At 65.9% G+C, this 22,724-nt stretch carries 21 protein-coding genes; 14 read left to right on the forward strand and 7 right to left on the reverse strand.

Annotated features, from left to right (window positions below; translation table 11 throughout):
• Nucleotides 1-7 precede the first annotated feature (7 nt).
• Nucleotides 8-511, reverse strand: a complete 504-nt coding sequence (gene moaC, locus YWC_RS0111145) for a cyclic pyranopterin monophosphate synthase MoaC (RefSeq protein ID WP_027865442.1) — start codon at nt 509-511, stop codon at nt 8-10.
• 77 nt (nt 512-588) lie between these two features.
• Between moaC and YWC_RS0111150 the strand changes: the two genes are divergently transcribed.
• Complete coding sequence (locus tag YWC_RS0111150; protein ID WP_229413079.1) at nt 589-2,181, forward strand: M48 family metalloprotease; 1,593 nt, start codon at nt 589-591, stop codon at nt 2,179-2,181.
• Between the two features lies 1 nt (nt 2,182).
• Here the strand turns inward: YWC_RS0111150 and YWC_RS0111155 are convergent, their stop codons facing one another.
• The 3 genes from YWC_RS0111155 to YWC_RS0111165 are packed head-to-tail and all read right to left on the reverse strand — an operon-like array spanning nt 2,183 to nt 3,992.
• Nucleotides 2,183-2,770, reverse strand: a complete 588-nt coding sequence (locus tag YWC_RS0111155; RefSeq protein WP_027865444.1) for a DUF2946 family protein — start codon at nt 2,768-2,770, stop codon at nt 2,183-2,185.
• Between the two features lie 4 nt (nt 2,771-2,774).
• Complete coding sequence (locus tag YWC_RS0111160) at nt 2,775-3,761, reverse strand: YheT family hydrolase (RefSeq protein ID WP_027865445.1); 987 nt, start codon at nt 3,759-3,761, stop codon at nt 2,775-2,777.
• Between the two features lie 36 nt (nt 3,762-3,797).
• On the reverse strand, nt 3,798-3,992 hold the full coding sequence (locus YWC_RS0111165; RefSeq protein WP_027865446.1) for a zinc-finger domain-containing protein: 195 nt from the start codon (nt 3,990-3,992) through the stop codon (nt 3,798-3,800).
• A 212-nt stretch (nt 3,993-4,204) separates the two neighbouring features.
• On the opposite strand from YWC_RS0111165, the gene YWC_RS0111170 reads away from it, so the two are divergent.
• The 11 genes from YWC_RS0111170 to YWC_RS0111220 all read left to right on the forward strand — a co-directional run bounded on the left by YWC_RS0111170 (nt 4,205) and on the right by YWC_RS0111220 (nt 15,444).
• Nucleotides 4,205-4,966, forward strand: a complete 762-nt coding sequence (locus YWC_RS0111170) for an AzlC family ABC transporter permease (protein WP_027865447.1) — start codon at nt 4,205-4,207, stop codon at nt 4,964-4,966.
• On the forward strand, nt 4,959-5,294 hold the full coding sequence (locus YWC_RS0111175; RefSeq protein ID WP_027865448.1) for an AzlD domain-containing protein: 336 nt from the start codon (nt 4,959-4,961) through the stop codon (nt 5,292-5,294). Before YWC_RS0111170 ends, YWC_RS0111175 begins: the two co-directional genes overlap by 8 nt.
• 51 nt (nt 5,295-5,345) lie before the next feature.
• Nucleotides 5,346-6,551, forward strand: coding sequence for a phosphoglycerate kinase (locus YWC_RS0111180; RefSeq protein WP_084416392.1), 1,206 nt, complete (start codon nt 5,346-5,348; stop codon nt 6,549-6,551).
• Between the two features lie 79 nt (nt 6,552-6,630).
• Entirely contained in the window at nt 6,631-8,091 is a 1,461-nt protein-coding gene (pyk, locus tag YWC_RS0111185) for a pyruvate kinase (RefSeq protein WP_027865450.1), read from the forward strand.
• 19 nt (nt 8,092-8,110) lie between these two features.
• Nucleotides 8,111-9,175 (forward strand): class II fructose-bisphosphate aldolase, encoded by a 1,065-nt coding sequence (gene fba, locus YWC_RS0111190; RefSeq protein ID WP_027865451.1) that lies wholly within the window; start codon nt 8,111-8,113, stop codon nt 9,173-9,175.
• Nucleotides 9,176-9,455: 280 nt separating this feature from the next.
• Complete coding sequence (locus YWC_RS0111195; RefSeq protein WP_027865452.1) at nt 9,456-10,352, forward strand: phosphoribosylaminoimidazolesuccinocarboxamide synthase; 897 nt, start codon at nt 9,456-9,458, stop codon at nt 10,350-10,352.
• Nucleotides 10,353-10,356: 4 nt separating this feature from the next.
• Nucleotides 10,357-10,869 carry a 5-(carboxyamino)imidazole ribonucleotide mutase gene (gene purE / locus YWC_RS0111200; RefSeq protein WP_027865453.1) on the forward strand — a complete coding sequence of 171 codons (513 nt, stop codon included), beginning with the start codon at nt 10,357-10,359 and terminating at the stop codon, nt 10,867-10,869.
• Nucleotides 10,862-12,046, forward strand: coding sequence for a 5-(carboxyamino)imidazole ribonucleotide synthase (locus tag YWC_RS0111205; RefSeq protein WP_027865454.1), 1,185 nt, complete (start codon nt 10,862-10,864; stop codon nt 12,044-12,046). Before purE ends, YWC_RS0111205 begins: the two co-directional genes overlap by 8 nt.
• Nucleotides 12,047-12,048: 2 nt before the next feature.
• Complete coding sequence (locus YWC_RS0111210; protein ID WP_027865455.1) at nt 12,049-13,077, forward strand: L-threonylcarbamoyladenylate synthase; 1,029 nt, start codon at nt 12,049-12,051, stop codon at nt 13,075-13,077.
• Between the two features lie 256 nt (nt 13,078-13,333).
• Complete coding sequence (locus tag YWC_RS0111215; RefSeq protein ID WP_027865456.1) at nt 13,334-14,704, forward strand: SGNH/GDSL hydrolase family protein; 1,371 nt, start codon at nt 13,334-13,336, stop codon at nt 14,702-14,704.
• A gap of 56 nt (nt 14,705-14,760) precedes the next feature.
• Nucleotides 14,761-15,444, forward strand: coding sequence for an OmpW/AlkL family protein (locus YWC_RS0111220; protein ID WP_027865457.1), 684 nt, complete (start codon nt 14,761-14,763; stop codon nt 15,442-15,444).
• Between the two features lie 191 nt (nt 15,445-15,635).
• On the opposite strand, the gene YWC_RS29070 is transcribed toward YWC_RS0111220, so the two are convergent.
• The 3 genes from YWC_RS29070 to YWC_RS0111235 are packed head-to-tail and all read right to left on the reverse strand — an operon-like array spanning nt 15,636 to nt 20,123.
• Nucleotides 15,636-17,462 (reverse strand): glycoside hydrolase family 28 protein, encoded by a 1,827-nt coding sequence (locus tag YWC_RS29070; protein ID WP_036214130.1) that lies wholly within the window; start codon nt 17,460-17,462, stop codon nt 15,636-15,638.
• A gap of 7 nt (nt 17,463-17,469) precedes the next feature.
• Nucleotides 17,470-18,684, reverse strand: coding sequence for a BT3233 family polysaccharide utilization protein (locus YWC_RS0111230; protein WP_027865458.1), 1,215 nt, complete (start codon nt 18,682-18,684; stop codon nt 17,470-17,472).
• A 23-nt stretch (nt 18,685-18,707) separates the two neighbouring features.
• Nucleotides 18,708-20,123, reverse strand: coding sequence for a glycoside hydrolase family 88/105 protein (locus tag YWC_RS0111235; RefSeq protein ID WP_027865459.1), 1,416 nt, complete (start codon nt 20,121-20,123; stop codon nt 18,708-18,710).
• A gap of 168 nt (nt 20,124-20,291) precedes the next feature.
• Between YWC_RS0111235 and garD the strand changes: the two genes are divergently transcribed.
• On the forward strand, nt 20,292-21,833 hold the full coding sequence (gene garD, locus YWC_RS0111240) for a galactarate dehydratase (protein ID WP_027865460.1): 1,542 nt from the start codon (nt 20,292-20,294) through the stop codon (nt 21,831-21,833).
• A gap of 60 nt (nt 21,834-21,893) precedes the next feature.
• On the forward strand, nt 21,894-22,712 hold the full coding sequence (locus tag YWC_RS0111245; protein WP_027865461.1) for an NAD-dependent epimerase/dehydratase family protein: 819 nt from the start codon (nt 21,894-21,896) through the stop codon (nt 22,710-22,712).
• Nucleotides 22,713-22,724 lie beyond the last annotated feature (12 nt).

Here is a 22,724-nt window from a genome sequence, read left to right on the forward strand (position 1 = left end):
GGCTGCGTCAGGACAGGGCGGCCGTCCAGTCCCCGCTCTTGCCGCCGTGCTTCTCCAGCACCCGCACATTGGTCATCACCATGCCGCGATCGACCGCCTTGCACATGTCGTAGATGGTCAGCAGGCCGACCTGCACCGCCGTGAGCGCCTCCATCTCGACCCCGGTCTTGCCGATGGTCTCGACCTGCGCCCGGCAATGCACGCTGCTGGTCACCGCGTCCACCTCGAAATCCACCGCCACCCGCGTGATCGGCAGCGGATGGCACAAGGGCACCAGGTCGCTGGTCCGTTTGGAAGCCATGATCGCGGCGATCCTGGCAATCCCGATCACGTCGCCCTTTTTCGCATTGCCCGACTGGATCAGCGCCAGGGTCTCCGGCTTCATGCGGATGCTGCCGGCCGCCACGGCGATGCGGTGGGTGTCCTGCTTGGCGCCGACGTCGACCATGTGGGCCTGGCCGGTGGCGTCGAAGTGGGTCAAGTGCTCTGCGGGCGGGGTAGAAGTGCTCATTGCTAACTGAATAAGGTTGTGGAACAAAGTGTTTCGCCGTGCAGCAACGCGGCTGCGGATAGGGTTATCATAGCATTGTGAACTACGCTCCCCGCCCAGCATCGGCGCGCCGCTGGCGCCCTGCGTTGACCGCCATTGCCCTGTGCACGGCGGCCGCCCTCGCCATTGCCGCCCCCGCCGAGCCACTTCAAAAGCCGAACAACCTGCGCCTGCCGACGCTTGGCGACACCGCGCGCCAGGACTTGTCGCCGGTACTCGAGCGCAAGCTTGGCGAAGAGATCATGCGCGACGTCCGGCGCGACCCGGCCTATCTCGACGACGACCAGATCACCGAGTACCTGAACAACCTCGGCAATGCGCTGCTCTCGTCGGTGCCCGGCGCGCGTGGCGAGAACAACACCGATTTCACTTTCTTCGCCATGCGCGACGCCAACCTGAACGCCTTCGCCCTGCCGGGCGGCTTCATCGGCGCCCATACGGGCCTGATCGTGGCGGCGCAGAAGGAGTCGGAACTGGCAGGCGTGATGGCGCACGAGATCGGCCACGTGTCGCAGCGCCACATCGCCCGCATGATCGGACAGCAGAAGCAGGATGTGCTGCTGCCGCTGGCCTCGATGATCCTGGCCGCGCTGGCCGCCAAGGCAAGCTCGGATGCGGCGATGGGCGTCCTGATGGGCGGGCAGGGCCTGGCGGTGCAGCGCCAGCTCAATTTCAGCCGCGAGGCCGAGCGCGAGGCCGACCGCGTGGGTTTCCAGATCATGGGCGCGGGCGGCTATGACGTCACCGGCATCGTCGGCTTCTTCAGGCGCCTGCAGAGCGCCACCAAGCTGTCGGGCGACATTCCCGCCAACCTGGCGCACCTGAGCAGCCACCCGCTGACCGCGGAGCGTATCACCGACATGCAGGCGCGCATCCGCGAGATGCCGAAAAAGCCGCGCGTGGACAACCTCGACTTCCAGCTGGTGCGCGCGCGTGCCCGCGTGCTGCAGGACGAAAGCGTCGGCGGCCGCCGCGACACCAGGACCGCATTCGAGACCCAGCTCAAGGAATCGCATCGCCACCTGCAGGCCGGTGCGCAGTATGGACTGGCGCTGCTGGCGCTGCGCCAGGGGAACCTGGTCGAGGCCCAGGACTGGCTCGACAAGGCGCGCGCCACCGTCAAGCCGAAGGAGGGCGTACTCTCCAGCGAATCGAATGCGGGCGACGGCGCGGCGATGTTCGCCGGCCTGTCCATCGAGATCAAGCTGGCGCCTGGGCAGGCGCCGGCGATGGCCGGGCAGGCGGTGCAGGAAGCGGATGCCGCACGCCAGCGCTATCCGCTGTCGCGGGCCATCGCGCGCCAGTACGGCGAGGCGCTGATCGCGGCCGGCAAGCACGAGGAGGCCACGCGCTTCCTGCGCGACCAGACCCAGCTCTACCGCGAGGAACCGAAGCTGCACGACATGCTGGCGCGGACCTATGCCAAGCAGGGCAAGATCGCCCTGCAGCACATGGCGCTGGCGGAATCGTATGCGCTGGCCGGCGCATTGCCGGCGGCGGTGGCGCAGCTCGACCTGGCGCGCAAGGCGGGCGACGTGTCCTTCTACGACCAGGCCGTCATCGATGCGCGCGAGCGCGAGCTGAAGGCGCGCCAGAAGGCCGAGAAGGAAACCGAGAAGGACTTCCCGTAGATCAGGTCCCGGGCGCCTGCACGTAGCCGAAGCGGCGCTGCAGCGCTTCCGCCGCCAGCCGTTCGACGCGCACGCGCCCGCCCGGCAAGGCCAGCGCCAGCTCGGCCGAGTCGTCCTCGAGCCAGGCCATGATCGCTTCCACCGAGGCCGGCTGGCCGTCGAGCTCCATGCGCGCCAGCACCTGGGCCACGTCGCGGTCGTCGAGCTGGGCCACGATCTCGCCGGCCTGCAGGATCACGGCGCCGGCGTCGCTCATGTAGGCCGCTTCCACCGCCGCCAGCGCCTGCCCGGTCTGCAGCACGAAGCCCTGGGCCGGGTCGGTGCGCGCGATGAAGGGCGTCGCTTCCAGGTTCACGTACACGCGTTGCGGACCGTTCTGAAAATACCAGCGGCCCTTGTCGTCGTGCGCGTAGTTGCGGTTGATGAAGCCCACCAGCGCCGCATTCGCCAGCTTGTCGCCCGGCGCGCCCGCGCGCTGCGCCGCCTCGTCGCGCATGCGCCAGTTGCCGCGTGCATCCAGCGCCAGCCAGCCGTAGCAATGCGGTACGTTCGGCCATTTGGCCATTGCCTGTTTTACGATGTCGTCCATAGTCTCAAGCTTCGCATGGTTCGAGCGCGCCGGGCGCGCGGGTTGCTGCAGGCGCTGCGCTGTCGAAGAAGGCCAGGATACGCCGCGGCAGCCAGTCGATCCGTCCGGGGAAAGGCCCGACGGCGAAACCGACATGCCCACCTTCGTCAGGATACTCCAGCGTCACCGCTTTCGAGGCGGACTGGGGCAAATGCTCTCCCGGCAGGAACGGGTCGTTGCGGGCGTTGAGCACCAGGGTCGGCACGGTGATCTCGTGCAGCACGTGGCGGGCGCTGGCGCGGTGCCAGTAGTCGTCGGTGTCCTTGTAGCCGTGCAGCGGCGCGGTCACCACATTGTCGAAGGCGTAGAGGTCGCGCGCCGCCAGCAGGGCGCTGCGGTCGAACAGGCCGGGATAGCGTTCCAGCTTGGCCAGGCACTTGGGCTTGAGCGTCTGCAGGAACATGCGCGTGTACAGCAGGTTGAAGCCGGACGACAGCGCTTCGCCGCCGCGCGCCAGGTCGAGCGGCGCCGACACCGCGCAGGCCGCCTCGACGATGTCCGCTCCATGGCCCGATTCGCCCAGCCAGCGCAGCAGCGCATTGCCGCCCAGCGACACACCCGCCGCGAACAGCGGACCGGGGGCACGGGCATGGAGCTTCCTCAGCACCCAGTCGACCTCCGCGGCATCGCCGGAATGGTAGAAGCGCGGCATCAGGTTGGCTTCGCCCGAGCAGCCGCGGAAGTGCGGCACCGCGCCGGACCAGCCGCGCGCGCGCAACGCCGCCATCAGCGAGCGTGCGTAATGGCTGTTGGACGAGCCTTCCAGGCCGTGGAACAGCACGACCAGCGGCTTGCCCGGCTGGCCGTCGACGAAGTCGACATCGATGAAATCGCCGTCGTCACTTAGCCAGCGCTCGCGCCGGTAGTCGACAGCGGGCTTGGCGACGCAGGTCGCCGGATAGATGGTCTGGAGGTGGCCGCCAGGCAGCCATGCGGGCGCGCGATAGTGCATGGAGGATTGGTGCGGCTGGCGCCGCACCGGGGAAAATCAGTGGTGCTTGAGCTCGACGCCCGGAGCCAGGCGGTACTGGGTGCCGCAATACGGGCACTTGGCATCGCCGTGGTGGTCGAAATCGAGAAAGACGCGCGGGTGCGAGGACCACAGCGGCATTGCCGGATTCGGGCAGTGTGCCGGCAGGTCTTTGGCCTCGAGTTCCACCACGGGCATCGTCTTTTGGTTCATCTGTTTTTCTCCATGAAAGGGAAATGGCAAAGACAAGATTCTATCCGATTCAACCTGCATATCGAAATGATCGGTAGAATTACCAGCTGATCATAAACGAGCCCGGGGGTCTACGCTGCCAGCCCGGCACCGCACCCTCAGATGCGTTTCATGTCCGACCGTTTCAAGTCCGCCGCCGCACCCGCCCTTCAAGGCGGTTGCAGGAAAACAACATGAGCCCGGCATCGCCGCCAGGCCAGCAAGCCGCTGTCACCACGGAGCCCGTCGAAGCCCACGACCCCGCCGCCTGGCGCGAGGGCTTCAAGACCGGCCTGCCTTCGCTGTTCGGAATCGGCGCCTGGGGCCTGGTGGTGGGCATTGCAATGGTCAAGAGCGGCCTCACCGCCGCGCAGGCGGTCGGCATGACCCTGCTGGTCTTCGCCGGATCCGCCCAGCTCGCTTCACTTCCCCTGATTGCCGCCGCAGCACCGATCTGGGTCATCTTCGCCACCGCCCTGGTCGTCAACCTGCGCTTCGTCATCTTCTCCGCATTGCTGGGCCCGCACTTCGCGCACCTGCCTTGGAAGCAGCGTTTCCTGCTCGGCTACGTCTCCGGTGACCTGACCGTGGCGATGTTCCTGCAGCGCTATCCGACCGCCGAACGCGTGGCCGGCAAACTGTCTTACCTGAAGGGGTTGATGTACCCGAACTGGTTCGCCTGGCAGATCGGCTCGCTGACCGGCATTTTCCTGGGCAGCGCCATCCCGACCGAATGGGGGCTGGGCTTTGCCGGCACGCTGGCGATCCTGTGCATCATGGTGCCGCTCATCATCAACAATGCGGCGCTGTGCGGCGTCGCGGTCGCCATCGCGGTCTCGGTGCTGGCCTACGGCCTGCCGTACAAGCTCGGGCTGCTGCTGGCCGTCCTGGTCGGCATGGTCACTTCGATGTTTGTCGAAGAGTCCCTCGCAAAACGAAAGGCACGCAATGGCTGATTGGGAAATCTGGGTCACCATCGGCGTGCTGTGCGTCGCCACCGCCGCCACCCGCAGCTCGTTCTGGCTGATCGGCCACCGCGTCACCATCCCGCCGCGGGTGCAGGAAATGCTGCGCTATGCGCCGGCCTGCGCGCTGGCCGCCATCATCGGCCCCGACCTGCTGATCGACACCCAAGGCCAGACCCAGCTCACGCTGGCCAATCCCAAGCTGATCGCGGCGCTCGCCGCCCTGGCTTTCTACCTGTGGCGCCGCAGCATGCTGATGACGATCATCTTCGGGATGCTGGCCTTTACACTCTTGCGCGTCCTGCACGTTTTTCAATAGCTGCGCTAATGTACAATGACGGTTTTTCACTATTTCATTGTTGACTAGCCAATGGACGACGTTCTCAGTTTCACCCGTTTGCAAGACCTGATCGACCGCGATGCGCTGAAGGACAAGCGCGTATTCATCCGCGCCGACCTGAACGTGCCGCAGGATGACGCTGGCAATATCACTGAAGACACCCGTATCCGCGCCTCCGTGCCGGCGATCCGGGCTGCCCTGAAGGCCGGCGCCGCCGTGATGGTCACTTCGCACCTGGGCCGTCCGACCGAAGGCGAGTTCAAGCCGGAAGACAGCCTGGCGCCGGTCGCCGCGCGCCTGTCCGAGCTGCTCGGCCAGCCGGTGGAACTGAAGCAGGACTGGGTCGATGGCGTGGATGTCGCGCCGGGCCAGGTTGTGCTGCTGGAAAACTGCCGCGTCAACAAGGGCGAAAAGAAGAACAGCGACGAGCTGGCCCAGAAGATGGCCAAGCTGTGCGACGTCTACGTCAACGACGCCTTCGGCACCGCGCACCGCGCCGAAGCCACCACCCACGGCATCGCCAAGTTCGCCCCGGTGGCAGTGGCCGGCCCGCTGCTGGCCGCCGAGCTGGATGCGCTGGGCAAGGCCCTGGGCCAGCCGACCCGTCCGCTGCTGGCCATCGTGGCCGGCTCGAAGGTGTCGAGCAAGCTGACCATCCTGCAGAGCCTGGCCGGCAAGGTCGATAACCTGATCGTCGGCGGCGGCATCGCCAACACCTTCATGAAGGCCGTCGGCCTGAACATCGGCAAGTCGCTGGTCGAGAACGACCTGGTCGGTGAGGCCAAGCAGATCATCGACATGATGGCCGCGCGCGGCGCGCAAGTGCCGATTCCAGTGGACGTGGTCTGCGCCAAGGAATTCAGCCCGACCGCGGCTGCGACCGTGAAGGACGTGGCCGACGTGGCGGACGACGACATGATCCTGGACATCGGCCCGAAGACCGCCGCCATGCTGGCCGAGCAGGTGGCCAAGGCCGGCACCATCGTCTGGAACGGCCCGGTGGGCGTGTTCGAGTTCGACCAGTTCGCCGAAGGCACCAGGACCCTGGCAATGGCGATCGCCAAGTCGAACGGCTTCTCGATCGCCGGCGGCGGCGACACCCTGGCTGCGATCGCCAAGTACGACATCGGCGACCAGATCGGCTACATCTCGACCGGCGGCGGCGCCTTCCTCGAGTTCCTGGAAGGGAAGACCTTGCCGGCAGTCGAGATCTTGCTCCAGCGTAAAGTCAAATAATCAGTACCAGCGCAGCCCCGGGGGCTGCGCTTCTCTTTTCAGAACCAAGGATTCCAACCACATGCAAGCTGCGCGCCCCATGTACAACGCCACCAAGATCGTCGCCACCATCGGCCCGGCATCGACCGATTTCGATATCCTCGTCAAAATGATCCGTGCCGGCGTCGACGTCGTGCGCCTGAACTTCTCGCACGGCAAGGCGCAGGACCACATCGACCGCGCCGCCCTGGTGCGCCGCGCTGCCGCCGAATGCGGCGTCGAAGTGGCGATCATGGCCGACATGCAGGGTCCGAAAATCCGTGTTGGCAAATTTGAAGAGGGCAAGATTTTCCTGAACAATGGCGACAAGTTCATCCTCGACGCCCGCTGGGGCGAGAACGGCGAGCTGGGCAACCAGGACCGCGTCGGCCTCGACTACAAGGCCCTGCCGCGCGACGTCAAGCCGGGCGACAAGCTGCTGCTGAACGACGGCCTGATCGTGCTGGTCGTCGACAAGGTCATCGGCCACGAGATCTTCACCACCGTGAAGGTGGGCGGCGAGCTGTCGAACAACAAGGGCATCAACCGCCAGGGCGGCGGCCTGACCGCGCCGGCCCTGACCTCGAAGGACATGGAAGACATCAAGACCGCGATGAGCTTCCAGGCCGACTACCTGGCGATCTCCTTCCCGAAGAACGCCACCGACATGGAAATGGCGCGCCAGCTGGCCAACATCGCCGGCGAACCCTACGGCCACAAGCCGATGATGATCGCCAAGATCGAGCGCGCCGAAGCCATCCCCGTGCTGCAGGAAATCCTGGACGCCTCGGACGGCATCATGGTCGCGCGCGGCGACCTGGCGGTGGAAGTGGGCAACGCGGCCGTGCCGGCGCTGCAGAAGCGCATGATCAAGATGGCGCGCGCCTCCAACAAGCTGGCCATCACCGCGACCCAGATGATGGAGTCGATGATCGTCAACGCCGTGCCGACCCGCGCCGAAGTGTCGGACGTGGCGAACGCCGTGCTGGACGGCACCGACGCCGTGATGACCTCGGCCGAGACCGCATCGGGCAAGTATCCGGTCGAGACCGTCGAAATGATGGCCGCCATTTGCCTCGAAGCAGAACAATCCGAATACAACAAGCAGGACGCAGATTTCCTGAATGTCCAGTTCACCCGCATCGACCAGTCGATCGCCTACGGCACCCTGTTCACGGCCCATCACCTGAAGGTGAAGGCGATCGTGGCGCTGACCGAATCGGGCTCGACGGCACTGTGGATGAGCCGTCACTCGATCGATACCCCGATCTTTGCCCTGACCCCGCTGCAGACGACGCAGCGCAAGGCATCGCTGTACCGGAACGTGCGAGCATTCCACCTGCTGCAGGAAGGTGGCAGCCACGCGGTGCTGCGCAAGGCCGAAGAGGTCCTGATTCGCGAAGGCATGGTGCGCAAGGGCGACCTGATCGTCGTGACCTGGGGCTCGCCGATGGGGCAGGCCGGCGGCACCAATGCGCTCAAGATCGTGCGCGTGGGCGAGCTGGACGAAATAGTTTCTTAATTGTTTGGAGTAATCAACCATGGCACTCGTATCGCTGCGTCAACTGCTGGACCATGCCGCCGAAAACGGTTATGGCCTGCCGGCTTTTAACGTCAACAACCTGGAACAGGTGCAGGCCATCATGGCCGCCGCCGACGCGGTCAACGCGCCGGTGATCATGCAGGCCTCGGCCGGCGCCCGCAAATACGCAGGCGAAGCCTTCCTGCGCCACCTGATCGACGCCGCCGTCGAAGCCTACCCGCACATCCCGGTCGTCATGCACCAGGACCACGGCCAGTCGCCGGCGGTCTGCATGGCCGCGATCCGCTCGGGTTTCAGCTCGGTGATGATGGACGGTTCGCTCGAAGCCGACGGCAAGAGCGTGGCTTCGTATGAGTACAACGTCGAGGTGTCGCGTGAAGTCGTGAAATTCGCGCACTCGATCGGCGTGACGGTCGAAGCCGAACTGGGCGTGCTCGGTTCGCTCGAGACCATGAAGGGCGACAAGGAAGACGGCCACGGCGCCGACGGCACCATGACCCGCGAGCAGCTGCTGACCGACGTGGCCCAGGCCGCCGACTTCGTCGCCAAAACGCAATGCGACGCCCTGGCGATCGCCATTGGCACCTCGCACGGCGCCTACAAGTTCACCCGCAAGCCGACCGGCGACATCCTGGCGATCGACCGCATCAAGGAAATCCACGCCCGCATCCCGAACACCCACCTGGTGATGCACGGCTCCTCGTCGGTGCCGCAGGAACTGCTGGCGATCATCCGCGAATTCGGCGGCGACATGAAAGAGACCTACGGCGTGCCGGTCGAAGAGATCCAGGAAGGCATCAAGCACGGCGTGCGCAAGATCAACATCGACACCGACATCCGCCTGGCCATGACCGCTGCGATCCGCAAGTACATGTTCCAGAACCCGTCGAAGTTCGACCCGCGCGACTACCTGAAGCCGGCCCGCGAAGCCGCCACCGAGATCTGCAAGGCGCGCTACCTGTCCTTCGGCTGCGAAGGCATGGCTGCCAAGATCAAGCCGGTGCCGCTGGAGAAGATGGCCGAGCGCTACAAGGCAGGCGAGCTGGCGCAGATCGTGCAGTAAATGCTGGCCGGTGCGGAAGAGGGCGCGGGCGACTGCGCAGGAATCCGCACCGCGAGCATCATCACCGCTCTATCCAACGTCATCCCCGCGCAGGCGGGGATCCAAGTTCGTAGCTCAGCAGCCAGCTCCCGTAGCCGGTACGCGAACAAAATTGGGTTCCCGCCTTCGCGGGAACGACGAGATGCAAATTGACGTAAAATTACGCACTGGCCCAGGCCACCCCCAGACCTGACCCACTCGACCGGTACCATCCCGGTCCCGTTTCCCTGATATCCCTTCTATGAACAGCCTCTACAAATCCACCATCAAGTCCCTGCCATTGCTCGGTCACGGCAAGGTGCGCGACAACTACGCTGTCGGCGACGACAAGATCCTGATCGTCACCACCGACCGCCTGTCGGCCTTCGACGTGGTCATGAACGAGCCGATCCCCGGCAAGGGCATGGTGCTGAACCAGATGAGCGACTTCTGGTTCGAGAAGCTCGGCCACATCGTGCCGAACCACCTGACCGGCGTAGCGCCGGAAAGCGTGGTGGCCCCGGATGAAGTCGAGCAGGTGCGCGGCCGCGCGGTCGTGGCCAAGCGCCTCAAGCCGATCCTGGTCGAAGCCGTCGTGCGCGGCTACATCATCGGCTCGGGCTGGAAGGATTACCAGGAAAGCGGCGCCGTCTGCGGCATCCAGCTGCCCGCCGGCCTGCGCCAGGCCGACAAGCTGCCGCAACCGCTGTTCACCCCGGCCGCCAAGGCCGACATCGGCGAACACGACGAGAACATCTCGTTCGAAGACATGGAAAACCGCATCGGCAAGGAACTCGCCGCCAAGATGCGCGACATCAGCATCCAGCTCTACACCACGGCCGCCGAATACGCCGCCACCCGCGGCATCATCATCGCCGACACCAAGTTCGAATTCGGCCTGGACGACAATGGCGTGCTGCACCTGATGGACGAAGTCCTGACCGCCGACTCCTCGCGCTTCTGGCCGGCCGACTCCTACGCGCCGGGCATGTCGCCGCCGTCCTTCGACAAACAATTCGTGCGCGACTACCTGGAAACCCTGACCGATTGGGGCAAGACCGCCCCGGCCCCGGCCCTGCCGCAGGACGTCATCGAAAAGACCCAGGCCAAGTATTTCGAAGCCATCGAACGCCTCACCGGCGAGAAGCTGAAGGCCTAAGAAGATGAGCGAGCAAGCAAACAAGCCAGTCGTCGGCGTCATCATGGGTTCCTCGTCCGACTGGGACGTGATGAAGAATGCGGTGGACGTGTTGAAGCAATTCGGCGTGCCTTTCGAGGCGCAGGTGATCTCGGCGCACCGCATGCCGGACGAGATGTTCACCTATGCGGAAACCGCACGCGAGCGCGGCCTGCGCGCGATCATTGCCGGGGCAGGGGGCGCCGCCCACCTGCCGGGCATGGTGGCCGCCAAGACCATCGTGCCGGTGCTGGGCGTGCCGGTGCCCTCGAAATACCTGCGCGGCGAGGATTCGCTGCTGTCGATCGTGCAGATGCCGAAGGGCGTGCCGGTGTCGACCTTCGCCATCGGCGAAGCCGGCGCCGCCAACGCGGCCCTGACCGCGGTGGCGATCCTGGCTGCCACCGACGATGCGCTGGCGCAGAAGCTGCTGGCCTTCCGCGCCGAGCAGACCGCGGCCGCCCAGGCCATGACCCTTCCCGTCCTGACGCATGAGTGAATCGTTTCTCCCATCCGCCAATCCGTCGGCCTGGCTCGGCGTGATGGGCGGCGGCCAGCTCGGCCGCATGTTCGCCCACGCTGCTCAGGCGATGGGCTACAAGGTCGCGGTGCTCGAGCCAGCCGCGGACTGTCCGGCAGGGCAGGTCGCCGAGCGCCTGATCAACGCCAGCTATCTTGACGCGAACGGCCTGGCCGAACTGGCCCAGACCTGCGTCGCCGTCACCACCGAATTCGAGAACGTCCCGGCCGATAGCATGGCCTGGCTGGGCGAGCGTGCTTTTGTTGCGCCTGCCGCGTCCTGTGTATCGATCGCCCAGGACCGCATCGCGGAAAAGCGCTTCTTCGTCGAATGCGCCCCGGCGTCCGGCGTGATGCCGGCGCCGCACAAGACCATCGCTTCGCATGCCGACATCGACGCCATCGATGACGATCTGCTGCCCGGCATCCTGAAGACCGTGCGCATGGGCTATGACGGCAAGGGCCAGGTGCGGGTGCGTACCCGCGAAGACGTGCGCGCCGCCTTCGACGCCATGCAGGGCGTCACCTGCCTGCTGGAGAAGATGCTGCCGCTGGCCTACGAGGTGTCGGTGCTGACCGCGCGCGGCCATGACGGCGCCTCCGTGGTTTACCCGATCGCCGAGAACGTGCACCGCGACGGCATCCTGTTCACCACCACCGTGCCGGGACCGAACGTCTCCGACGCCTGTGCCAAACAGGCGCAGGATGCGGCGCGCGCCATCGTGAACCAGCTGGGCTATGTGGGCGTGCTGTGCATCGAATTCTTCGTGCTTGCCGACGGCAGCCTGGTGGTCAACGAGATGGCGCCGCGCCCGCACAACAGCGGCCACTACACCATCGACGCCTGCGTCACCAGCCAGTTCGCGCAACAGGTACGCGCGATGGCGCGCCTGCCCCTGGGCGACGTGCGCCAGCATTCGCCCGCCGTCATGCTCAACATCCTGGGCGACGTCTGGTTCGAAGGCGACAGCGCTACCCCGCGCGAACCGGCCTGGGACCGCGTGCTGGCGCTCCCCGGCGCCAACCTGCACCTGTACGGCAAGGACGACCCGCGCCGCGCACGCAAGATGGGCCACGTGAGCTTCGTGGCGCCGACGCTCGAACAGGCGCAGGGCAGCCTGCGCCAGGCCTGCGCCATCCTCGGAATCCCGGAGTAAGGATGGCAAGCGAGAACATCGACCAGGCCGCCATCGAGGCTGCAGCACGCGCGCTGGAGCAGGGCGCGCTGGTCGCCTTCCCGACCGAGACCGTGTACGGCCTCGGCGCCGATGCCGAGAACCCGGCCGCGGTCGCGGCCATCTATGCCGCCAAGGGCCGCCCGCAGGACCATCCGGTGATCGTGCACCTCGCTCCCGGAGCGCCGCTCGACTACTGGGCCGCCGATATTCCGGTTGAGGCCCAGGCGCTGGCCGATGCCTTCTGGCCGGGCCCGCTGACCATGATCCTCAAGCGCGCGCCGAACATCCCGGACGCCGTCAGCGGCGGCCAGGACACGGTCGGCCTGCGCTGCCCGTCGCACCCGGTGGCGATCGCGCTGCTGCGCGCCTTCAAGGGCGGCAAGGGCGGCGTGGCGGCGCCGTCGGCCAACAAGTTCGGCGCGGTCAGCCCGACCCTGGCCCAGCACGTGCGCGACGAGTTCGGCCAGGACGGCTCGGTGTCCATGGTGCTCGATGGCGGTGCATCCATGGTCGGCATCGAATCGACCATCGTCGACCTGTCGCGCCTGGCCACGCACGGCCCGGTGCTGCTGCGTCCGGGCCACATCAGCGCCGAGGCCATCGCCGCGGTGATCGACCAGTTGCCAAGCGCTCCCGACGCCGCGGCCCCACGCGCCTCGGGTACGCTCGAATCGCACTATGCGCCGCATACGCCGGTGGCGATGCAGGACAGCGCCACGCTGCGCCAGACCCTGCTTGAACTGGCGGCGGCGGGACGCAAGGTCGCGCTGATCCACTATTCGGATCTGCCGAGCACCCACGCCGCGCTGCGCCTGCCGACCACGCCGGATGGCTTCGCCCACGCCCTGTACGCCGCGCTGCGCGCAATGGACGGCCAGGGCGCGGACCTGATCCTGGTCGAGGCGCCGCCACAGGGCGGAGCCTGGCTGGGCGTCAACGACCGCCTGCGCCGCGCCGCCCATGGCTCGACCGGCATTGTCCACGGTCTGCTGAATCAAGCCGCTCCGTAGCCGACGGCTCCTCGCCTGTAGTGTTCATTCACAACGCCCGTACGTACGGGCGTTGTTCTGTATCACACCGTTCAAAAACCCTTTCTTTCTGGATCGATAGCGGCGCTATAATCGCCGCCCGATCTGTTTGCCACGTGTCACTAAAAACTGACGTGCGGGTAAGCAATTCCTATACAAGCAAGTTGAACACTGGCATATTATTACGAAACGAATAGCACGTCCGTTCGTTTTAAATAAAACCAATTTAGGAGACACAATGCGTCAAACCAAACTCGCGCTCGCCCTGCTGACGGCAGCGGTGCTGGCAGCCTGCGGCGGGACCAGCCCAAGCGGCGGCGACCAAACGCAAAAACTCAGCTTCACCCAGCAGGTCTCCTTCGGCGACAGCCTGTCGGACGTCGGCACCTACGCCGTGGGCGCGATCAAGCAGGCCGGCGGCGGCAAGTTCACCATCAACGGCGATGGCACCGCCAAGAATCCTGAGCTGAACGGCAAGATCTGGGTCGAATTCCTGGCGGCCGAGCTGAAACTGCCGGCGCCGTGCCCGGCCCAGACCGGCCTGGTTGGCGATGCCAGCCGCGGCTTCTCGGTCCCGATCGTCCAGAACCTGAACTGCTTCAATTACGCCCAGGGCGGTTCACGCGTGACCAACCCGATCGGTCCGGGCAACCCGTTCACCGGTTCGCCGCTCGGCGAGACCACCGTGCCGCTGGTGACCCAGGTCGCCAATCACTTGTCCCGCACCGGCAACAAGTTCAGCGGCACCGAACTGGTCACTTTGCTGTCCGGCGGTAACGACATTCTGATGCAGTTGAACCAGCTGTCGACCGATGCCACCGCCGCCGGCGCCGCCGCAGGCGCACAGGCCTTCGCGACCTCGCTGGCGATGCAGCTGGCCGCCGGCGCCACCAATCCGCAGGCCGCCGCCCAGGCGATCGGCGTGGCTATCGCCACCGAGAGCGCCCGCCCAGGCAGCACCTCGCAGACCATCGTTGCCGCCGCTGTCGGCGCCGCCGCCCGCCAGCCGGGCAATGCCGTAGTGGCCCAGGCAAGCGTGTACGGCCCGATGGTCGCCAAGGCCCAGTCCGATGCGAGCGCAGCCGGCGCCAAGGCCGGCGCCGACTACGCTACCGCCACCGGTCCGAAACTGGTCCAGGAACTGGGCCTGGCCGGCGCGCAGATGGCAGCTGTCGTGAAGAACGAAGTGCTCGGGAAGGGCGCCAAGTACGTGATCGTCGCGAACCTGCCGGACGTCGCCGGCACCCCGGCAGGCAAATCGAAATCGGCCGAGATCCAGACCCTGATGACCGCCATGATCGACGCCTTCAACAAGCAGCTGAAGGCTGGCCTCGGCGCTGACGATCCGCGCGTCCTGTATGTCGACTTGTATGCGGTCAGCAATGACCAGAACAAGAACCCGGCGCCCTACGGCCTGACCAATACCACCACGCCGGCTTGCGGCCTGAATGCGCTTGGCACCACATCCCTGATCTGCACCAACGCCAACACGGTGGCCGGTGACGTCAGCCGCTACATGTACGCCGACGACATCCACCCGACGCCGTTCGAGAACAACCTGATCGCACGCCTTGTTCTCAAGGAAATGGCGGTCAAGGGCTGGCTGTAAAACTGCAGCGAGGCCTGCCTGTACAGGGCAGGCTTCTACAATAATCAGGAGAACAAATGAAAGTACGTTTCAACAGCCTCATCAAAGTGCTGGGCGTGGCCGCCGCGCTGGCCTGCGCTTCGACGGCATCGGCACAGTCGGCCGGCCAGCTCACCGCCAAGATCGGCGCGAACCAGCTGACCCCAAAGGTCGTGAGCGGCGACATCGGCGCGCCGGCCCTTCCGGGCAGTAAGGGCGATGTCGAAAAAGACACCCAGCCCGTGCTGGTCCTCGCCTACGGCCTGACCGACAACATCTCGCTCGAAACCGCCCTGGGCACGCCGTACAAGCACAAGATCTACGGCGCCGGCGCCATCGCAGGCACCGGCCAGCTCGGCACCGTCGAGGCGCTGCCGGCGACGCTGTTCGCGCAATACCGCTTCGGCGCACCGAACGCGCTGTTCCGTCCCTTCGTCGGCATCGGCGCGACCTATGCCTACTTCATGAAGGAACGCGGCTCGGCCAAGATGACCGCGATCACCAACCCGGGCAGCGGCGTGCCGACCACCTTCAGCATCGACAACAAGTTCACTTACACCGCCCAACTCGGCATGGCGGTGAACTTCAGCGAGAAGTGGTTCGCCGACGTGACCGTCAACAAGGCCCGCCTGCGCACCGACGTGCATTTTTCGACCGGCCAGACCCAGCACATGAAGCTGGATCCGGTGGCGGTGGTGGTGGCTGTCGGCTACAAGTTCTGAGCAGCGTCTCATCCTGTCCGAAGGCCCGCCGCGTGCGGGCCTTTTTCTTTGCTTGTGGCGCACCATGAAAAAAGCCCGCGCAAGCGCGGGCGTCAGAACTTGTAGCGCAGCCCCGCGAGGAACTCGCGCCCGGTCACGTTGTTCACGACCGCAGGCCAATTCAAATAAAAACTGGCCTGACCTATCCCGTGTCAGGGATTGCTTGACGACAGGGTCGTGTTGTAGAGCTTGCCGCCGATGGTGACCTTGTCCAGGGTGATGCCGGTGGCGTTGTGCAGGAACCAGGGCTGGGCTGCGTTCTTCGGCGTGCCGAAGTCCGAGTCGCTGATGCGCATGCGCTGGATCGGCAGGATCGGGGTGCCGGCCGGTCCGTTGAAGCTGGACGCCACGGGCCCGAGCAGCACGAAGGCCTGGTAGCACGAGAACTTGCCCGAGCCGGTATCCACGTTGCCGGCACGGACGCCGCTGATGACGATGTCCGACACCTGCGGCGGCCGGGTGCGCACCGCGTCGTCGCCCGGCACGTAGTCGCAGTCGATGGTGATGATCGCGCCCGCGGTCGAGGCTACCGGCTGGGTGATTTCCTTCGCGCCCGGCAGCGGCTTGTACATCATCGGCTCGATCCTGACGCCGTTCGGCAGGGTGACGTCGCGCACGTACAGGTGGCGCAGGAAGCCGCCCCGGTTCATGTTGGTCTTCAGGCGGATCGCCGTGTTCAGCGGCTTCTTGGCCCAGTGCATGTTGCGGAACTCGAGCTGCTGCGCATACACGTGCTCGATGCCGCCGGCCATTTCGCTGCCCAGGGTCACGCCGCCGTGGCCGCTGTTCATGATGCAGCGTTGGATCACGATGTTGCGCGTCGGCCCGAACCCTGTATCGCGGTTCTTGCCGGCCTTGATCGCGATGCAGTCGTCGCCGTTGTTGAAGGTGCATTCCTCCACCAGCACGCCGTCGCAGGCTTCCGGGTCGAAGCCGTCACTGTTCGGGCCCAGGCTTTCCATGTTCACGCCGCGCATCGCCAGGTCCCGGCAGTTCACGGGGTGGTGCAGCCAGAACGGCGCCGCATTCACCTGGTAGCCCTGCAGCAGTACCTTGCTGCAGCCGATGAATTCGATCATGCAGGGGCGCAGGAAGTGGCCGTGGCCGAACACGCGGCGCGCCACCGGCACGCCCGCTTCCGACAGGGCCGGCAGGTAGCGCGAATCGGTCTGCCAGCCTTCGCCCTGGATCAGGGCGCGCTGCGCTTCGGGCAGGTTCGGCGCCACCTTGTCCAGCGACAGGTTGGCCGGGTTCGGTGCGATCTCGGTACGGGTGCGTACCGGCGTGCCGCGGCCTTTCCAGTCCCACCAGCACTCGTCCGGCTTGTCTTCAAAAGGCACGCCGCCCTGGCCGTTCAGGATGCTGGTCCAGTCGGCGCCGGTGAGCGCGATATTGGTCTGGTTGTGGGCATAGACCAGCGGCGAGTAGTTCAGGACGTCGTTGCCCTGCCAGCGCGACAGGGTCAGCTTGCCGTTGGCGCCGCAGTCGAATTCGCCGTGGCGCGCATAGTGTTCCGGATTGGCCGAGAAATGCACGCGCGCGTTTGCAGCCAGGTGCACGTGCACGTTCGAGCGCAGCACGATCGGGCCGGCGCAGTACCAGTCGCCGGCCGGGATCACGACCCGGCCGCCGCCCTTGGCGTGGCAGGCCGCGATGGCCGCCGTGATTGCCGGATAGGCGTCGGGCGAGCCCTTGGCCGGGGTGCGCAGGACGCCGTTGACCAGGGACGCGGTCTGTCCCTTGACCTCGACCATCGAGCAGGGCTTGGCGCCGAAGGCGGTGATCGGGAAGTCTTCCTCGCGGAAGCGCAGCGGGGTGGCGAAGCGCGCGACGATGTCGGCGGCGCGCTGCCATGGATCGCCCGCGGTCTTGTTGGCGGAAGGAGTGGAGACTGCGCAACCTGAGCCGGCGCCGGCGAGCAGCAGGCCGGCGGCGGGAACGGTGCGCAGCAGGGCGCGGCGGCGGGGCTGGAAGCGCATGTTCACCTCACTTGCCCGACTTGGCCGGGTTTGCGAGGATCACGCGCACCGGATTGCCGTCGCGCGCAGCGGTGTCCTGCGCCAGGCGCTGCCACTGGGCGAGCGTGGTGACGTCGCCGGCGCGGCTCCAGGCGCCGCCGGCGTAGTAGCGCAGCGGCTTGCCGGAACTGGCCTTGGCCAGGATCAGTTCGTTCAGCTTGTCCTCGGTGAAGCCTTCCGCGCCCGGCAGCACGACCGCGGTGCCGAAGGCGCCATTGCTCTTCTGCTCGATCCACTGCAGCAGCACCGGACCTTCCCGCTTGACCGCGATGACCGGGTCCTGGCCCTTGTCGCTCGGGTTCTTGTTCAGGCCCACGGCAACCGTGATCGGCTCGCTGCCTTCGAACTGGAAGGTACTCTCGATGCGGTCCAGCTGGCGGCCCGCGTCGACGGTGAAGCGCTTGACCTCGCTGACCGGCTTGCCGGCCGCATCCCAGGCGGCGTAGTGCAGCTCGAAGACGGCGCGCACCGGGCCGTTGGCCAGCACCTTCCACGAGGCGTAGTTCACGCTGGTGTACAACTGCTTGCCGTCCCACACGCCGGTGCCGCCGGCGCCGCGCGACTTGCCGACCTGGTACATGTCCATGCCCTCGCCCTCGTCCTCGTGGTAATGGTCATGGCCCTTGTTGTACCAGCGGTCGATGATCGGGTAAGGCACGCGCTTGAACCACAGGTCCAGGCCGCTCGTCACCAGCACTTCCTTGTTCATGCCGGCCGGCGAGGGCGCGGCCAGGGCCGGGCCATAGGTGCGGTGCGCAACCTTGTCGTTTTCCCAGGCGAAGTCGTCGAGGCGCTCCTGCACGTAGCGGGCGTAGGCCTTCTGGGCGAACACCGGCGCCACCGTGTCGATCTTCTCGACGGTGAAGCTGGCGCTCTTCTCGCCCGGGCCGAAGCTGTGCTGGAACAGCAGCTCGCCGTAGGCGATGCCCTTGTTCTCCGGATCCTTGGACAGCGGCGCCACATTGGTCACCTGGTAGGGCAGCACGCGGCCCTTGGCGTCCTTCACGGCGATCTTCTGGATCAGGGCGCCCGGCAGGGCGGCGTTGACCTCGCTCCATGGGATCGAGATGGTCTCGGACGGACGTGCGATGGACAGGTCGTGCTGCACGGTCACCGCCAGTTTTTCGGCGGCGTAGGCGTTCAGCGATGCGGACAGCGCCGCGGCAAGGATCAGTCGTTTCATGGCTTCGCTCGGTGATGGGCGCATCATTGCTGATGCTTGTTGTAGTCGGTCTTGCCCCCTTTGGGCACGTAATGATACGTGCGAACCTTGTGCTGGATCTCGAAAGCTGGGTTATTGATCATCTTGATGATCTCGGCGCCGGCCAGCAGGGTCGGGCCGTAGCCGTGCAGCGCGTGCGCGCTGGTCGGGCGGTTGTAGTAATAGACCATGTCGCTGGCGAGCGTGGTCCCGACGCAGGTGCCTTCCACTTCACCCTTGGCGGTGATGCGGGTCGACAGGCCGACCCAGCCGGCCTGCGCGATCGAGCCGTAGGTGGTGGCCGGGATCCAGCCCTGGTTGACCGCGTGCGCGATCACGTAGGTGAACATGGCGCTGGCCGAGGTCTCGAGGTAGGAGTCGTTCCGGTCGATCATCTGGTGCCACAGGCCGGTGCCCGACTGCAGTTCGGCGATGCCCTTGATCGCGGCGCGCAGCTGGTTCAGCACCGGCTGGTAACCCGGGTGGTCCTTCGGCAGCACGTCGAGCAGGTCGGACATGGCCAGCACCGCCCAGCCGTTGGCGCGCGCCCAGTAGAAGCGCGGCGCGTCCGGGTGGTTGGCGTGCCAGCCGTGGGTGTACAGGCCGTTCTGGGGGTTGAACAGGCGCTTGCTCATGCCCATCACGTTGTTGACAGCGTCGTCGAAGTGCTTGCGATCGCCCGTCATGCGGCCCATCTCGGCCAGCAGCGGGATGCTCATGTACATGTCGTCGCCCCACAGCGACACTTCCTGCGGGCGCTTGCGCGCCATGGTGCCGTCTTCCAGGCGGAACTGCTTGTTGACCACCCAGTCGCTGCAGGTGTCGATCATGGGCTTGAGGTCCGGGCCGACCTTGGCCACGCGCGCGCGGATCAGGGCGGCGCACATCGAGCCGGAATCGTCCAGCGAGTGCGGGGCGAGGAAGCGCGCGAAGCTGTTGGCCCGGTCGAGCTGGAACTTCTGTTCCTGGGCGCGGAAGTAGGGGAGGGTCTGGGAGAAGAACTGGAAGTGGCGCTGGCTCATCGCCGTGAAGCTCTTGTCGCCGGTCGCTTCGGCCGCCTTCAGGAGGCCCGAGTGGACCACGCCCATCTCGTACACCTGGATGCCGTAGTCGCCCGCGCTGGGTTCGAAGATGGCGTCGGCGTTCGGCGTCTTCAGGTCGGTGATCTGGTCGCCGGTCTTCCTGTTGATGATGCGGGTCGGCGTTGCCTGGTCCATGTAGCCGCGGATCGCCTTGAGCTGGGCCGTCACTTCGGCCACCACCGGCTTCTTGTACGGCACCGGATAGGTGCCTTCGGAGTGGTCCAGCAGGTTCTTGTTGTCGGTGTTGCGGTAGTGGCCACCCTGGGCCAGGGCGGGGCCGCAAGCGAGTGCGCAGCCAAGAACGGTGGCAAGCGAGGCTGCCAGAAGCGAGGTCTTCATATGTCTCCAGTCGGGCGGATTTGTCTGACTTATACGTCTAGCTACTATCTGACTACTTATTGGTCAGGCCATTCTAATTTGGTCCGACCAAAATAGCAATGTGGACTAGCCACTGCCCGAAATTGTATGGCATACTGAAAAAGAACCTACCGACCAAGGCATCACACCATGAACACCCAAGTTCCGCGCACAATCCGCATGCAGGCCAGCGACAACGTCGCCATCGTCGTCAACGACGGCGGACTGCCCGCGGGCACCGTTTTCCCGGACGGCCTGACGCTCGTCGAAGGGGTCCCGCAGGGGCACAAGGTGGCACTGGTGGACTTTGCCGATGGCGACCCGGTCATCCGCTACGGCGTGATCATCGGCTATGCCAATGGCGCGATCGCGCGCGGCAGCTGGGTGTCGGAACGCGTGCTGCGCATGCCGGCCGCCCGCTCGCTCGACGACCTGCCGATCGGTACCCATGCGCGCCCGGTGACCGAAGCGCTCGAAGGCTATACCTTCGAGGGTTACCGCAACAAGGACGGCTCGGTCGGCACCCGCAACATCATGGCGATCACCAGCACCGTGCAGTGCGTCTCGGGCGTGATCGACTACGCGGTCAAGCGCATCAAGGAAGAACTGCTGCCGCGTTACCCGAACGTCGAGGACGTGGTCGCGCTCGAGCACGTGTACGGCTGCGGCGTCGCGATCGACGCGCCGGGCGCCGACATCCCGATCAAGACCATCCGCAACCTCTCCAAAAACCCGAACTTCGGCGACCACGTCATGGTCGTCAGCCTGGGCTGCGAGAAGCTGCCGCCGGCGCGCCTGTTCCCGGCCGGCTCGATCCCGATCGGCAATGCCGAACCCTCGGTGGTTACCCTGCAGGACCAGCAGCACGTCGGCTTCATGTCGATGATCGACAACCTGATGCAGACCGCCGAGAAGCACCTGGCGCTGCTGAACGCGCGCCAGCGCGAGACCTGCCCGGCCTCCGACCTGGTGGTCGGCGTGCAGTGCGGCGGCAGCGACGCCTTCTCGGGCGTGACCGCCAACCCGGCCGTCGGTTTCGCCACCGACCTCATCGTGCGTGCCGGCGGCGCCGTGATGTTCTCCGAAGTCACCGAGGTGCGCGACGGTATCGACCAGCTGACCGCGCGCGCCGCCACCCCGGAAGTGGCCCAGGCGATGGTGCGCGAGATGCAGTGGTACGACGATTACCTGGTGCGCGGCGGCGTCGACCGTAGCGCGAATACCACGCCCGGCAACAAGAAGGGCGGCCTGTCGAACATCGTGGAAAAGGCCATGGGCTCGATCGTCAAGTCGGGCACCACGGCGATCACCGGCGTGCTGTCGCCGGGCGAGAAGCTGCAGCAGAAGGGCCTGATCTACGCCGCCACCCCGGCCAGCGATTTCATCTGCGGCACCCTGCAGATGGCCGCCGGCATGAACGTGCACATCTTCACCACCGGCCGCGGCACCCCCTACGGCCTGGCGGCGGTCCCGGTGATCAAGGTGGCCACCCGCACCGAACTGGCGAACCGCTGGCACGACCTGATGGACGTGAACGCCGGGCGCATCGCCAGCGGAGAAGCTAGCATCGAGGACGTGGGCTGGGAGCTGTTCCGCCTGATCCTCGACGTGGCCAGCGGCCGCAAGACCTGGGCCGAACACTGGAAACTGCACAATGCGCTGGCGCTGTTCAATCCTGCGCCGGTGACCTGAACCAAATATTGTAGGGTGGTCGGCAGAGCCGACCACCCTACGAGACCAAGGAGTCGAATAATGACCGAAGCTGTAAAAGGCAAACCCTTCAAACGCATCCTGCTGACCGGCGCCGCCGGCGGCCTCGGCAAGGTGCTGCGTGACCGTATCAAGCCCTGGGCCGAGGTCGTGCGCTTGTCCGACGTCGCCGACATGGGCGAGGCGCGCGAAGGCGAAGAGATCGTCCAGTGCGACCTGGCCGACAAGGAAGCGGTGCTGAAACTGCTGGAAGGCGTGGACGCCGTGCTGCACTTCGGCGGCATCTCCACCGAGAAGCCCTTCGAGCCGATCATGCAGGCCAACATCCTTGGCGTGGCCAATTTGTATGAAGCCCTGCACAAAGCCGGCACCAAGCGCGTGATCTTCGCCAGCTCGAACCACGCGATCGGCTACCACCACGTCAACACCGTGCTGGATGCGGACTCGCCGACCCGCCCGGACAGCTACTACGGCCTGTCGAAGGTCTTCGGCGAGCAGATCGCGCGCTACTACTTCGACCGCTTCGGCATCGAGACCGTCTGCATCCGCATCGGTTCGAGCTTCCCGGAGCCGGCCAACAAGCGCATGATGAGCACCTGGTTCTCCTACGACGACCTGACCGAGATGCTGCGCTGCGCGCTGTTCGCGCCGCGCGTCGGCCACACCATCGTCTACGGCATGTCGGACAACGACAGCGTCTGGTGGGACAACCGCCTGGCCTCGCACCTGGGCTACAAGCCGAAGGACAGCTCGTCGAAGTTCGCCCACCTGTTCCCGGACACCTCCCAGTTCCCGGCCAAGGACGACGTCACCACCATGTACCAGGGCGGCAAGTTCCTGCTCGACGGCCCGCAATACTGATCCGTGACGAGA

The organism is Massilia alkalitolerans DSM 17462 (assembly GCF_000427785.1).
Taxonomy (GTDB): Bacteria; Pseudomonadota; Gammaproteobacteria; order Burkholderiales; family Burkholderiaceae_D; genus Telluria; species Telluria alkalitolerans.

Bases quoted from the DNA above. Each gene is read 5' to 3' on its own strand.
- moaC (WP_027865442.1), bottom strand. From the start codon at position 511: ATGAGCACTTCTACCCCGCCCGCAGAGCACTTGACCCACTTCGACGCC.
- YWC_RS0111155 (WP_027865444.1), bottom strand. From the start codon at position 2,770: ATGGACGACATCGTAAAACAGGCAATGGCCAAATGGCCGAACGTACCG.
- YWC_RS0111160 (WP_027865445.1), bottom strand. From the start codon at position 3,761: ATGCACTATCGCGCGCCCGCATGGCTGCCTGGCGGCCACCTCCAGACC.
- YWC_RS0111165 (WP_027865446.1), bottom strand. From the start codon at position 3,992: ATGAACCAAAAGACGATGCCCGTGGTGGAACTCGAGGCCAAAGACCTG.
- YWC_RS0111170 (WP_027865447.1), top strand. From the start codon at position 4,205: ATGAGCCCGGCATCGCCGCCAGGCCAGCAAGCCGCTGTCACCACGGAG.
- YWC_RS0111175 (WP_027865448.1), top strand. From the start codon at position 4,959: ATGGCTGATTGGGAAATCTGGGTCACCATCGGCGTGCTGTGCGTCGCC.
- YWC_RS0111180 (WP_084416392.1), top strand. From the start codon at position 5,346: ATGGACGACGTTCTCAGTTTCACCCGTTTGCAAGACCTGATCGACCGC.
- pyk (WP_027865450.1), top strand. From the start codon at position 6,631: ATGTACAACGCCACCAAGATCGTCGCCACCATCGGCCCGGCATCGACC.
- fba (WP_027865451.1), top strand. From the start codon at position 8,111: ATGGCACTCGTATCGCTGCGTCAACTGCTGGACCATGCCGCCGAAAAC.
- YWC_RS0111195 (WP_027865452.1), top strand. From the start codon at position 9,456: ATGAACAGCCTCTACAAATCCACCATCAAGTCCCTGCCATTGCTCGGT.
- purE (WP_027865453.1), top strand. From the start codon at position 10,357: ATGAGCGAGCAAGCAAACAAGCCAGTCGTCGGCGTCATCATGGGTTCC.
- YWC_RS0111205 (WP_027865454.1), top strand. From the start codon at position 10,862: ATGAGTGAATCGTTTCTCCCATCCGCCAATCCGTCGGCCTGGCTCGGC.
- YWC_RS0111210 (WP_027865455.1), top strand. From the start codon at position 12,049: ATGGCAAGCGAGAACATCGACCAGGCCGCCATCGAGGCTGCAGCACGC.
- YWC_RS0111215 (WP_027865456.1), top strand. From the start codon at position 13,334: ATGCGTCAAACCAAACTCGCGCTCGCCCTGCTGACGGCAGCGGTGCTG.
- YWC_RS0111220 (WP_027865457.1), top strand. From the start codon at position 14,761: ATGAAAGTACGTTTCAACAGCCTCATCAAAGTGCTGGGCGTGGCCGCC.
- YWC_RS29070 (WP_036214130.1), bottom strand. From the start codon at position 17,462: ATGCGCTTCCAGCCCCGCCGCCGCGCCCTGCTGCGCACCGTTCCCGCC.
- YWC_RS0111230 (WP_027865458.1), bottom strand. From the start codon at position 18,684: ATGAAACGACTGATCCTTGCCGCGGCGCTGTCCGCATCGCTGAACGCC.
- YWC_RS0111235 (WP_027865459.1), bottom strand. From the start codon at position 20,123: ATGAAGACCTCGCTTCTGGCAGCCTCGCTTGCCACCGTTCTTGGCTGC.
- garD (WP_027865460.1), top strand. From the start codon at position 20,292: ATGAACACCCAAGTTCCGCGCACAATCCGCATGCAGGCCAGCGACAAC.
- YWC_RS0111245 (WP_027865461.1), top strand. From the start codon at position 21,894: ATGACCGAAGCTGTAAAAGGCAAACCCTTCAAACGCATCCTGCTGACC.